This is a genomic window from Syntrophaceticus schinkii, assembly GCF_000946815.1.
Lineage (GTDB): Bacteria > Bacillota > DSM-12270 > Thermacetogeniales > Thermacetogeniaceae > Syntrophaceticus > Syntrophaceticus schinkii.
In genome coordinates, this window is sequence record NZ_CDRZ01000055.1 from 1 (window position 1) to 12,464 (window position 12,464).

The 12,464-nt window shown below is 45.5% G+C and carries 13 protein-coding genes and 2 pseudogenes; all 15 read right to left on the bottom strand.

The features are described from left to right. Window positions 1-12 precede the first annotated feature (12 nt). Window positions 13-651: a VWA domain-containing protein gene (locus SSCH_RS03885; RefSeq protein ID WP_052835278.1), complete on the bottom strand. Its 639-nt coding sequence runs from the start codon at window positions 649-651 to the stop codon at window positions 13-15. After that, window positions 638-1,267 carry a hypothetical protein gene (locus SSCH_RS03890; protein WP_044664333.1) on the bottom strand — a complete coding sequence of 210 codons (630 nt, stop codon included), beginning with the start codon at window positions 1,265-1,267 and terminating at the stop codon, window positions 638-640. Before SSCH_RS03890 ends, SSCH_RS03885 begins: the two co-directional genes overlap by 14 nt. Window positions 1,268-1,278: 11 nt before the next feature. Continuing rightward, complete coding sequence (locus SSCH_RS03895) at window positions 1,279-2,148, bottom strand: AAA family ATPase (RefSeq protein ID WP_052835279.1); 870 nt, start codon at window positions 2,146-2,148, stop codon at window positions 1,279-1,281. Between the two features lie 25 nt (window positions 2,149-2,173). Beyond that, on the bottom strand, window positions 2,174-3,631 hold the full coding sequence (gene guaB / locus SSCH_RS03900; RefSeq protein WP_232294209.1) for an IMP dehydrogenase: 1,458 nt from the start codon (window positions 3,629-3,631) through the stop codon (window positions 2,174-2,176). A 219-nt stretch (window positions 3,632-3,850) separates the two neighbouring features. Then, on the bottom strand, window positions 3,851-4,459 hold the full coding sequence (cobC, locus tag SSCH_RS03905; RefSeq protein ID WP_044664335.1) for an alpha-ribazole phosphatase: 609 nt from the start codon (window positions 4,457-4,459) through the stop codon (window positions 3,851-3,853). 16 nt (window positions 4,460-4,475) lie between these two features. Then, on the bottom strand, window positions 4,476-5,210 hold the full coding sequence (cobS, locus tag SSCH_RS03910; protein ID WP_044664336.1) for an adenosylcobinamide-GDP ribazoletransferase: 735 nt from the start codon (window positions 5,208-5,210) through the stop codon (window positions 4,476-4,478). 35 nt (window positions 5,211-5,245) lie between these two features. Next, window positions 5,246-5,716: a bifunctional adenosylcobinamide kinase/adenosylcobinamide-phosphate guanylyltransferase gene (locus tag SSCH_RS03915; protein ID WP_332306896.1), complete on the bottom strand. Its 471-nt coding sequence runs from the start codon at window positions 5,714-5,716 to the stop codon at window positions 5,246-5,248. Continuing rightward, window positions 5,688-5,816, bottom strand: a complete 129-nt coding sequence (locus SSCH_RS21680; protein ID WP_198142151.1) for a bifunctional adenosylcobinamide kinase/adenosylcobinamide-phosphate guanylyltransferase — start codon at window positions 5,814-5,816, stop codon at window positions 5,688-5,690. The genes SSCH_RS03915 and SSCH_RS21680 overlap by 29 nt, the downstream gene beginning before the upstream one ends. A gap of 9 nt (window positions 5,817-5,825) precedes the next feature. Beyond that, window positions 5,826-6,644, bottom strand: a complete 819-nt coding sequence (locus SSCH_RS03920) for a class I SAM-dependent DNA methyltransferase (RefSeq protein WP_156972081.1) — start codon at window positions 6,642-6,644, stop codon at window positions 5,826-5,828. 165 nt (window positions 6,645-6,809) lie between these two features. Then, window positions 6,810-8,132, bottom strand: coding sequence for a vWA domain-containing protein (locus SSCH_RS03925; RefSeq protein ID WP_044664337.1), 1,323 nt, complete (start codon window positions 8,130-8,132; stop codon window positions 6,810-6,812). A 15-nt stretch (window positions 8,133-8,147) separates the two neighbouring features. After that, window positions 8,148-9,053, bottom strand: a complete 906-nt coding sequence (locus SSCH_RS03930) for an AAA family ATPase (RefSeq protein ID WP_044664338.1) — start codon at window positions 9,051-9,053, stop codon at window positions 8,148-8,150. A 51-nt stretch (window positions 9,054-9,104) separates the two neighbouring features. Continuing rightward, window positions 9,105-10,127, bottom strand: a complete 1,023-nt coding sequence (locus SSCH_RS03935) for a C40 family peptidase (protein WP_044664339.1) — start codon at window positions 10,125-10,127, stop codon at window positions 9,105-9,107. A 118-nt stretch (window positions 10,128-10,245) separates the two neighbouring features. Then, window positions 10,246-11,034, bottom strand: a complete 789-nt coding sequence (locus SSCH_RS03940) for a PHP domain-containing protein (protein WP_044664340.1) — start codon at window positions 11,032-11,034, stop codon at window positions 10,246-10,248. A 21-nt stretch (window positions 11,035-11,055) separates the two neighbouring features. Then, window positions 11,056-11,772, bottom strand: a pseudogene (locus SSCH_RS16200) (dipeptidase); the annotation flags it as partial. Window positions 11,773-12,082: 310 nt separating this feature from the next. After that, window positions 12,083-12,205: pseudogene (gene spoVS, locus SSCH_RS17320) on the bottom strand (stage V sporulation protein SpoVS); the annotation flags it as partial. Window positions 12,206-12,464: the final 259 nt, after the last annotated feature.

A 12,464-nucleotide genomic window follows, 5' to 3' on the forward strand; every position in this document is an offset into this window, starting at 1 on the left:
ATACAATCCTTCTCACATGCTCCTCAATCTTTTGTAAATACTCCTGTTCATCGCGATTGTAATTATTTGCGGGCATCCCCTAGAATGATTAATGTGCACTGCGGTGAAATAATTGGCAGATATTTTTTCTGCAAAATGGCGAAATACTCTACCATAATCAGAAAAGGGACTCATAGCATACCTGGCTTTGGCAAAGGCCAGATCCAGTGCCTCCTGAATATCATTATTTTTAAAGTATTCAGTAGCCTCATCGATGGTGTTAACAAACAGAAAGGATCTCACATAAGTAAATCTGTTCTGGATTGTATAAACAAGCTGGAGCATGAAATCGCTGAACAGGGCCACCGAACCGGAAACATCACATAATAACACCAATTCCGGTTTGCTGATCACCTTCTTTTTGTACTTTAAGCGGATCGGTGTCCCCCCTGTAATCAGTGCCTCTCTGGCTGTTCTGCGCAGATCGATCTCCCCATGTTTGGCCCTCCGATAGCGGCGGGCATATTTGGTAGCAAGTCTGCGTGCCAATTTGCCGATCCGCTTGCGTATCTCCAGTATTTGCTGTTGATCCAGTTTAGAGAATTCTTTTTCCCTGATATTGGCGGCAGCCGCTATTTCCTCGAGGGCCTCTTTGCCGTTATTTTTTGACAAAGAGATCCTCCAGTTGGGACTCTATATACTCTTCCAGGTAAGAAAGGCAGTCCTGCCATCTCAAATATACTGCTTCACTAACCTGTTCCTGCTCCCGAATTCTTTCCAGTGTGTTAACAGCCATATACCATCCAATGCTTACCTTCACCTCAGCCACAAGATCCTCACGCTCATTTACTGCTTCCTGTTCAAGTGAATTTAAACCCTCAATACCCATTTCCGCTAATTGGCGCAGCAAAGAATAGTTTTGTTCCCTGACGGATTTGACCAGCAGCAGATAAGGTGAAGCCCCCGCACCCCTCCCCATTCCTTTCCCCTCAATACTTTGGACCAAATCAAGGGGAATCTTAATTTGCTCTTGTTCCTTAGAAACCGTAAAAAGCCTCTGGGAATCATCCTGGGGTAAAGTTAAAAAAAATAAGCGGAATAACTTATCGAACAGTGGTAAATTCATTTGATCTGTAATCAGTGTAGAAACAAGAGCAGTGTAAAAATCATCCTGGGCAAGACCCACCAGAGCAACCGCCTCCAATGCTGCGGTGATCTGAGTAACAGAGATATTTATCCCGCCTTTTCGCAGGAGTCTGCCAAATTCCAATATCTTTTCTTCCAGCAAGATGATGCCTCCTAATCTTGGGGCAGTAGAGAGGAAACTCTTGGTAGGATTTTATCGATGTCTGATTGGTATTTTAAAAGAATGCTCAGTGTGCTGTTCACTATTTCGGTGTCAAGCCGGTGGACACCAAGGGTGAGAAGTGCCTGGGCCCAGTCAATTGTTTCCGCAATACTGGGGGCCTTTTTCAGGCTCTGCTTGCGAATTGTCTGAATAAAGAGAACCGCCTGCTGTGCCAGTGCCTGTTCGATCCCCGGCACTTTTAAATTAACGATCTCTAACTCCCGTTCAAAAGTCGGGTAGTCAAGGTAAAGGTGGATGCACCTTCTTTTTAAGGCATCACCGAAATCACGGAAATTGTTGCTGGTGAGAACTGCCACAGGGATCCTTCTCGCCTTGATCGTCCCCAACTCTGGAACGGTAATCTGATAATCAGATAGTATTTCCAACAGAAAACTTTCAAACTCTTCATCACTTTTATCCACCTCATCGATCAGCAAGACCACCGGCTCCTTTGAATCCAAAGCCTCAAGCAGTGGGCGGCGCAAAAGAAATTCCGGTGTAAAGATGTCGTCTTTGGCCTCACGCCAAGATTTACTCTGATTCTGTTTTACACTAAGGCAGAGAAGCTGTTTCTGGTAGTTCCATTCATAGAGAGCCTTGGCTTCATCCAGCCCTTCATAGCACTGCAGACGTATCAGCCTGCTGTTGGTAGCTGACGCCAGCACCTTTGCCAGTTCAGTTTTCCCGACACCTGCTGGCCCTTCTACAAGAATGGGTTTTTGCAGTCTGATCGCTAGAAAAACAACAGTGGCTACACTCCTGTCAGTTAGGTAGTCGCATTCAGCCAATTTTTGTTGAAGTTCTTCAATAGAATGAAACATGATTCCCATCCTCTGTATAAAGCGCTTAATAGCTGTAATTAGGAGCCTCTTTGGTAATATCAACACTGTGTGGGTGATTTTCCCGCAGGGATGCATTGGTGATCCTGATAAATTTGGTTTTCGTCTGCAGCTCTTCGATATCTTTCACACCACAGTAACCCATACCCGCACGCAGTCCCCCGATCAACTGATAGATAATCTCAGACACCGGACCACGGTAAGGCACACGCCCTTCAACCCCTTCCGGCACAAGTTTTTCCGGAACGTTCTCCTGAAAATACCTGTCAGCACTGCCAGAGCGCATCGCACCTAAAGAACCCATCCCGCGATAGACCTTATATTTCCTTCCCTGGTAGATCTCTACATCGCCAGGGCTTTCCTCTGTACCCGCCAGTAAATTGCCCAGCATAACCGTGCTGGCCCCGGCTGCCAGGGCCTTGGTGATATCCCCGGAGTATTTGATTCCCCCATCAGCGATGATCGGCTTCCCGTATTTATTTGCCTCATCTGCACATTCATGGATGGCGGTGATTTGAGGTATACCGATTCCCGCCACAACCCTCGTCGTACATATTGACCCCGGACCTATCCCTACCTTGACCGCATCAGCCCCAGCCTTGATCAGGTCCCTTGTGGCCTCTGCTGTTGCAATATTGCCCGCGATCAATTGTAAGTCAGCATATAAGCCTTTGATGGTTTCCACTGCCTGCAGAACACCCTTAGAGTGTCCATGGGCGGTGTCTACAACAATCAGATCAACCCCTGCCTCTACGAGAGCGCTTAACCGTTCCTTATAGTCTTCGCCCACACCAATAGCAGCAGCCACCCTTAAACGACCCTTAGCGTCTTTAGCTGAATTGGGATACTGTCGCGCCTTTTCTATATCTTTAATGGTGATCAGACCACACAGATTGTATTGATCATCGACTATAGGCAGCTTTTCAATTTTATGCTGACGCAGGATTCTCCTGGCTTCCTGTAGTGTGGTCCCCTCAGGTGCTGTGATCAGATTCTCCTTGGTCATTACTTCAATGATCGGGCGCTCTAAATTATCTTCAAAACGGAGATCACGATTGGTGATAATCCCCACCAGCTTTCCATCTACAGTGATGGGTATGCCGGAGATATGGTAATGCTCCATCAACTCCAATGCGTCACTGAGTAAATGCTGGGGACCCAGGAAGATGGGATCAGTAATAACGCCATGTTCGGACCGCTTAACCCTGTCCACCTCAGCTGCCTGGCGTTCAATACTCATGTTTTTATGAATAACTCCTATACCGCCTTCTCGTGCAAGTGCGATGGCCATTCTGCTCTGGGTTACAGTATCCATTCCCGCGCTGAGAATAGGCATATTTAACCTGATATCTGCGGTTAATTTTGTGGCGGTATCTACATCCCGGGGCAGAACTGAGGATTTCCCGGGTATCAGGAGTACATCGTCAAAAGTAAGTCCGATTTTTGCAAATCTATCAGGAATCAAAACAAAAGCTCCTTTCTGTACTATCTATTAACCTAATATTAGCATCTTTAGCTCTGAGAAACAATAAGTAAGAAGATGCAAGGGGGACGGTTCCTGGTGCATTTCTGCGTTTAAGATGCAAGGGAGATGATTTAGTGGTCAGTGTTTACCACCAACCACCAATTGGAGCACAGGCTTCCGACATCTTTCCGACATCTGACTTCCGGCTTCCGACATCCATTATCCCAGGTGGCTGACCCCGTTCAGGAGTGAGAGCACGATATAGCCCCCTTGGTTGCATTCAATAATATTTAGAGCGGTATTATCCTGGCGAATCTGAAAAGCATGATTTAGATCAATATCTAAAAGACCGCAGATGATAGCTCTGATGGTACCGCCGTGGGCGACAACAATAATCGTCCCCGGGTCATTCTGACGCGCTAACTCCAGAATTGTATTATATGCCCTTTCTTTCACATCTGTGAAGGTTTCACCACCTGGTATCCTGATTTTACCGGGATACTGATACCATTCTGATGCCAGTTCCCTGTATTCTTCCATGATTTCCTGGTAGGTGAGGCCCTCCCAGACTCCAAAATTGATTTCACGCAGTTCTTTTGTCGTTTTTACAGGAAGGTTATGCGGTGTAGCAAGGATAGAGGCAGTTTCAAAAGCCCGTTTCAAGTCGCTGGAGTATACAGCTTTAACCTTTTCTTTATTCAGCCTTTTTGCTAAACTTCGCGCCTGTTCCCTGCCGGTTTCAGTGAGTTCTATATCTGTATGCCCCTGATATCGAGAGGTATGATTCCAAATGGTCTCACCATGTCGTACAAGAAGCAGTCTCGTCAACCCTGAAACCTCCTCTCTATATTATAATAAATGCGGCCAGCAGAGCGAAAATCTCTGACAGCTCACAAACTGCACCATAAGTATCTCCTGTAAGCCCACCTAGCAGGCGTGCAATTTGGCTTGCCATGAGAAAACAAAATACCGCTGTCAGTAAAAAGATAAAAATACCCGCTATTTGAGCAAGACAAAAGCTGATCACCAGGGTGATGCCTGTTGTGACTCCGAAGAGAGTATAATTGTGATAAACACTGAACAGCTTACCCAGTCCTTCCTTACGGGCATAGGGGTAAAAAACCTGTACCCATACCATTGACTGTCTTCCTAAAACAGGAGCAGCAACCAGAAATAACAGCATCCCCTGATCAATTTGGGCGTAAATGCTGTACTTGAGCACCAGGATCAAAACAGCACCCAGAACTCCAAAGGCACCTGGATTGGTATCCTTCATGATTTCCAATCTGCGTTCCGGTGTCATGCCTCCGTAAAGTCCGTCAACTGTATCTATCAGCCCATCCAGGTGGAGTCCGCCTGTAAGCACTACATAGATAAAGAGCAGCAGAGCAGCGGTAATCAGCTGCGGGAAAATCATGTCAAAAAGATAGTAGCTCCCCCACAGGATTCCCCCGATCAGCAAGCCAATGATCGGGAAAAAATAGATGCTCTTTTGGAAGTCTTCTTGTTGATAGATGCTTTTTTTATAGCTAAGCGGTATACGGGTTAGAAATGTTAAAGCTATCAAGAAATATCTCATTGTGGCTGATTTCCCTTCATCGCAGCTAATTAATTTTATAGATTTTCAGGATTAATGTGCAGTGCCTTAATATCCAGTGCCATTCCCGATATCAAAAAATACGCATGATCTGCTTCTTTGGCCATCATCTGGTTCGCCCACCCCACCAGGTCACGATAAAGCCGTGCCTGTGGATACTCGGGGACGACACCCAACCCTAGCTCATTAGAAACGATGACAACATCCGCACGGGAATCTCTGGCTGATCGGGCCAGGTCTGTCATCTCGGATAATACCTCTTGCTGAGAAGGCTGGCCGCCTTTTGCAGATGGCGAAAATAGCAAATTGGAAATGAGCAGTGTGAGACAATCGATCAGCACTACCCCATCTTGCCGACCCACCTCTTCCAGGGCAGATGTCACCAGGTATGGTTCCTCAATGGTCGCCCATGATGCAGGTCGTCTTTTCCGGTGTTCACTTATTCTTGCTGCCATCTCCTCATCCAGTGCTTCTGCTGTTGCAATTATAGGTTACCTTTTTTCCCGAACTCTCTGCTATTTTTTCAGCAAAAGTGCTCTTACCACTTCTGGCGCCCCCTGTAATGAAGTAAAATTTACCGCGCTTCATCAAATAACCTCATTTCTCTGGTATAGATTTTTGTGCAACATAAACAACACGGGGTGTCCCTTCATGAGGAGGAGAAAAAGTAAAGGCCTGATAGGTTCCTAATACAGTAAACCCTAATTCCGTCAAGAGCAGCCAAACATCTTCACTCTCATAGATTTTTTCCCTGTGGGTTTCAGAGAAGTGTTCGTCCTCCCCATCCCCTATTATTTTACCGGTGATCTTGATCTCCCATAATTGCTCCTTTTCCATATACCTGGTACGCCAGGTCAAAGCGTACTCCTCTTCCTCTGCTGTATAAATTTCATCTTTTTCTGGCATAAGACGCGGCAGGTAATTAAGGTCAAAAATGAAAAATCCCTCTTGATGGAGATTGTTGAAGACAGATTGAAAGGCAGCTGCCAGGTCTTTTGAGTCCAGAATATAGTTGAAGCCGTCTTGGAAGCAAACAGCCAGATCCACCTGATCAGCCAGTTCGAAACTGCGCAGATCTCCCTGCTGAAATTCAATGGCATAACCCTGAACAGCAGATTTTCGGCGAGCAATTTCCAGCATTTCTGCTGACAGATCGATACCGATAGTGCTGTATCCTCGCTTCGACCAGGGGATGGTTGAGTTTCCTGTGCCACATGCAAGGTCTGCTACAGATTGGGTACTTCCCTGAAAATGACCTATCAATTCTTCCACATAACTGACCCAAGCCTCGTAATCAATTCCCTGCATGAGCAGGTCATAAAATAAGGCCAGCTTATCATAACTGGTTGTATCCAATGCCTTCACTCCTCTATAATAGAGGTCTGATGCCGGAAGTCGGAGGTCGGAAGCTTCCAAAAATCCACCTGCCTAATACTTAAACGTTCGACTTCGGCCTCTGTTTTCAGTATTGCTGGTAATGCCATAAAGCGGCATGAGCGTTTACCCTTAAAATAAAGCCGCGAACTACGCGAACCAGAGGTCAGCTTGCAACAGGAGTCGATCTCATTGCAACTTCGACCTTTAATAGAGAAACTGCGTCCTGATCACTCTTTCCAGGTGTGCCAGTGTATAACATTCATACATCTGGGAATGACGCTTGAATTTTTGTACAGAGGGCAGGTCCTTCCACTCATCCTGGGGCAGGGTATTCAGCCAGAGAATATCCTTGACTGATCTCTTTAGTTTGATCAGTTCCTCCTCAGCGAAGTCAATTTCCAGAGTCTTGGTATCGCTGACAATGATCACAACTGTGTTTGAGGTCAACAGCAAGGGATGCTGTTCACGCAAGGAAAAAAGTGCGTTCCCCATATTGGTGCCCTTTCCCCAAATGCGACTTTTCTCAATCAGCTTGACCATTGTATCCTCAAAGGACTGCCGTGCATCAAAGAAAGAGCTGACATGCTCCAGTTCTTCAGCAAAAATAAAGCTTTCAATGTTTTTTATGATAGCACTCAAACCATAAATGAACTGAATGACAAAGGCGGCGTATCTGGACATGGAACCGGAAACATCGCATATTAAAAGAATTTTAGGTTTCTGGATCCTTTTCTGTTTGTAGTGCAGCTTAAAAATAACACCGCCATAGCGGACATTTGCTTTAATGCTGCGTCTGAGGTCAAGCTTGACAACCCTTTTACTCATCCTATAGCGTCGTGAAATCATAGTTGCCAGTTTCCGGGAGAGCATCTTCACAAGATTGGTAACTTGAGGCAGGTCACGTTCCCCTATTCTTTTCATATCCTCATAGAGGATGCTGCTGTCTTCACTCAATTCATCCACAATGGAGGCGATCACAGGATCATCCATCTCAGAGTCAACAATACGGTAATCTGCGGCCTCACCCAGTCTCTGCTTCCAGTAGCGCAGAGATCCCCGCACCTGGCACTCCAGTGTCGGTTTAAACCTGTCGTAGCGATCATCCGGAACGCTACTGGCTGCAAGATATTCTCGTATTTTGCGTTTTTCTTCCTCAGGAAGCTGTGCATAATACAGCTTTTCCTCTTCTGTCAGGTCAAGGGTCTCCCCTTTGTATGCGAGATCAGTTTCCGCCTCCTCAAGAAGGCGATGCCCCTCTGCCTGCTTTTCTTCCCATACCTGCTCCTGCTCTTTCTTGATTTCAGGCGCGACAAAAAAGCTCTCAAAGGCCTGGTCGAAGATCTCCTGTTGATCATGATTTTTGATCATGGTCGCGGATAATGCCATCTTGACATGTTCGCGGTTCAGGATATCTACCAGGGCCAGAGCCTGTAGAGATGTAATGGTTTCCAAAATACTGACCTGGATCCCTAAGTGCCTTAGAATATGCACAAAGCGGGCAATATTATTCTCAATATAGTTCTGCAATCGTCTGCCCTCTCTCTATCTCCTGCTGATTTTTTCTATTAACCCATCCGGTCCCAGTTCTTTATTAAACATGTCGATGTCTTCTTTATCTTTGAGCAGCAGATTAATGGTTCGTTTGATGTGCTCCGGTTCAAGCCTCTTGGCACCGAATAAAACAAGGGCATTAGACAGATCCAGTGTTTCCGAAATTGAGGGCTTCTTTTTGAAATCCAGTTGATGCCTCATGTAGTGGACAGCCACGGCGATATCTTCTGCCAGGCGGTCACCAACCTCAGGAACCTTAACCTTAATAATTTTTAACTCCTTTTCAATGGAGGGGAAATCGATATATAGATATACACATCTCCTTTTCAGGCCATCTGAGAGTTCTCGCTCTCCGTTGTTTGTCAGAACAACCATCGGAATAAAGTTTGCTACTATGGTTCCCAACTCCGGTATCGATACCTGAAAATCCGAGAGTACCTCAAAGAGAAATGCCTCAAACTCCTCATCTGTTTTATCAATTTCATCGATCAAGAGCACTGTCTTTTTCGGTGCCTGAATCGCCCTCAATAATGGCCTTTCCAACAGGTAGTCTCGAGAAAAAAGATCCTGTTCGACCATTTCTTCGGAAGCCGTCTCTTTGATCAACTGTATTTTGATCAACTGCCTTTGATAATTCCACTCATAGAGGGCCTTGTTTTCGTCAAGCCCTTCATAGCACTGGAGCCGGATAAGGTCCGTTTTGAAAACAGAGGCCAGTACCTTGGCGATCTCTGTTTTGCCTACCCCGGGGGCACCTGTGATTAAAATAGGCTTTTCCAACCGCAGGGCAAGATAGACCGGCACAATAATATCATCTTCTGCAATATAACCGGTTTTCTCGAAATCCTGGTGCAGTTTTTCTATGGTGATGCTGGTTAACTTATCGTATTTCATCATTATTCCCTCATTTAGTATTTTTAGATGCGTCTTGCTCCCGCATATCGATCCTTATACCATGAAAAATCCAATCGAATTTGTGGTCACTCCGTATTTTTCATTTCTAGCATGAATAAAAGTATTATTCCCTATGTAAATGCCCACATGTCCGATCCCCCCGCCTCCCACATTTCTTGTGAAAAAGACAAGATCACCGGGGGCCAGGGAGGTAACTTTAGTTCCAACACCAGCTTGGCCGCTGGCTGTTCGTGGCAGGCTTATACCATGCTGCTTGTACACATACTGAACAAAACCTGAACAATCAAAACCGCTGCTGGGGCTGTTTCCCCCGGAAACATAGCGGTAACCCAGGTACTGTTGAGCAGTCTCCACGACACTCGACCTTGGCTGTGGGGCAGGTGTCGGTGTCGGCTTAGGCTCAGGAGCGGGTGCCGGTTTCGGCTTAGCTGGGGTTGCCTGTTTCGGTTTGTCCTGTGGTGCCGGAGCAACCTGCTGGTTTGAAGGCTTAACAGTTCCGGAAACCAGCAGTGTCTGCCCAGGGAGAACTCGATCGCCTGTTAAATTGTTGAGTTGTTTGAGCAGATCAACAGATATCTTGAAATTCTCAGCAATAAGCCACAGACTGTCCCCCTCTTGAACAATATATCTTCCACTGCCATCCAGGCCTCTGGAAGGCATCGCTTCCGTGTTTTCGGTGGTTCTCAGTTGTGTCCCTGGAGCCGGAATTAGCAGTTTTTGGCCGGGCTTAATATCATCTCCGGTCAGATTATTGAGCTCCTTAATAGCACCAACAGATGTTTTGTATTTCTGAGCAATCAACCAGAGATTATCTCCATTTTGAACAGTGTATATTTCAGGTGACTCCTGGTCTTCTTCCTCATCTACTTCCCGGCTTTCTTCAGGTATGGCAGCCTGTTGAGATGTAGCTTCCTGTATCTGTTCACCGTTTGCCTGATCAGCAGTCTGAACACCGTTTTTATTGCTCAGAGATTTATATGCTCCCGATACTCCTGGTATAATAATACATAATATAGCAATAGCTATTATTAACACCCAAAAATTTTTTCTTTTCATCTCGGCCCCCCCAGCATAGTGTCATAGTTACAATATTAGATATATCTTCGTTATTAAGGCCGAGATTCCTTCCTGTATGTTACATTAGTCTAAAAATGATCGCATTAATTTCAAATTATCAACAGATTTTTTTTTCAACACCCACCTCTCCCAGGTGCGGATACTCTGTACCTGGTCCATGGTAGTCCGTACCCCCTGTCATAACAAGACCATATTTTTGGCAAAACCACCGGTAATTATCCACCATATCTGTTGTATGAAAAGGATAGTAAACCTCAATACCCAGCAAACCCTTTTTCACAAGGGCGGGTATCAGATCATCCCTTTTAGAGAGCCCTGGATGAGCTAATACCGGTATACCCTCTGCCCTTTCTATGATGGCGATCGCTGAAAAGGGATCCAGTTTGGTTCTAGGCACATAGCCGGGTTTTCCACGAGATAAATACCTGTCAAAGGCATCCTTAATTGATGAGACATAACCACCCTCGATCATAGCCTGGGCAATATGTGGCCTGCATATTGTGGCCTCTCCGGCGATCCTTTTGACCTGTTCGTATGTTAAAACCACGCCAATATCTGCTAATTTATCGACCATCTTTTTTGCTCTTTCTTCACGGGTCTGGCGTATTTCATCAAGAGTATCCTGAAATGACCGCAAATTATAATCTAAATAATAACCGAGAATATGCACCTCTGTCTCTTCCCAATCGGTATTGATCTCTATACCGGGAATGACTTCAAGATGGGTTCCCCTGGCAGCCTCAACAGCTTGATCAATACCATCTGTACTATCGTGATCGGTCAAGCTGATCACGGAAAGACCCTTCTTCAGGGCAAAGTCAACGATTTTGTCAGGCGCGTGTATCCCGTCAGAGGCGGTACTGTGGATATGAAGGTCAGCATACATTTCTATGTCTCCTTTGTTCCCTTATAATATTTTTTGCAGCACACGAAGGCTGTTTTCCCCGCAGATCTTGCGAATGGTCGTATCTTTGTAGTTTCTCTTTTTTAAATAAGAGATAATTTCAGGATAAATAGTAACATCCTTAATACCTGCAAGAAGATTGTCTGTGCCGTCAAAATCTGATCCGAAAGCCAGATAGTCATCTCCTACCAGATCACAAATATGATCGATATGCCTCATCAATTGATCAAGTCCACTCCCTGGAACCCCAAGAAAATCTGCCACAAAGTTGAGCCCGATAACACCCTCTTTTTGGGCAATTCCTTTGATCTGATCATCTGTAAGGTTGCGAGGATGGTCCCAGACTGCACGGGAATTGGAGTGGGAGGCGATCACCGGTGCCTCACTTTTTTCCAGGACATCCCAGAAGCCTTTTTCTGCAATATGTGAAACATCAATAACCATCCCCAGTCTATTCATTTCCCTGACAACATCTCTTCCAAATAAGGTGAGCCCTCCCCCGGTTTGCGTTTCTGCTACACCATCCGCAATTTCATTGCGGTTATTCCAGGTGAGACACAAGCTACGGACCCCTAACCTGTAGAGAACCCTTAACATCCGTAGATCCCCTTCCAGCACTTCTCCACCTTCCACTGTCAGGAACGCCCCGCTTTTTTTTGAATTGACCACCTCGATAAGCGATTGGTGTGAAGTGATCAACTGCATTGTTTGCCGGTTCTCTTGATACTGTTCCCAAAAAAAAGTCGCTTAATATAAGTGCCTGCTTAAGGGGGCTCATATAGGATGCGATACCCGGGAATAAAGCATAAAACTGGATCTTCACCCCGGCTTGGTGCATTCTTCGCAGGTCTAAATGGCTGGTCGGCGACATTGCCGCCAGTGTACTATTCTCTTGAAATGCCTTCAACACTGTATCACAATGCAAATCGATAATCATCTGCTCAACTTCCCTTACATATAATAAAAAGCCTGTTTATTTCTAACTCAAAATAAACAGGCTGGAAAAGATATTAATAATATCAATTATTGCCTAACGAGGTTCTACAATCAGCTTGATGGCTGTTCTTTCTTCCCCGTCGATCATAATGTCAGTAAACGCAGGAATACATATCAAGTCAACACCACTGGGAGCTACAAAACCTCTTGCGATTGCAGAAACTCCGCAGGTGATCGCCTAAGTTCTTGCGGTGCAAGCAACGCAGTATAAAAGCAAAATTTTATTAATTCGCATTTTTTAAACCAAACAGGCAGGAAAAAACATAACTAATGACAAAAACCTCCTGGAAGCAACAACGATCAAATCATCATTTCCAGGAGGTGTTACCACCGATGTCGAAACGGTGGCTCAAAGATTTTCTTCGATACATCAACAAGGTATTCCTGCGCTGAGGGCTGTACAAAATGGGCAAAAG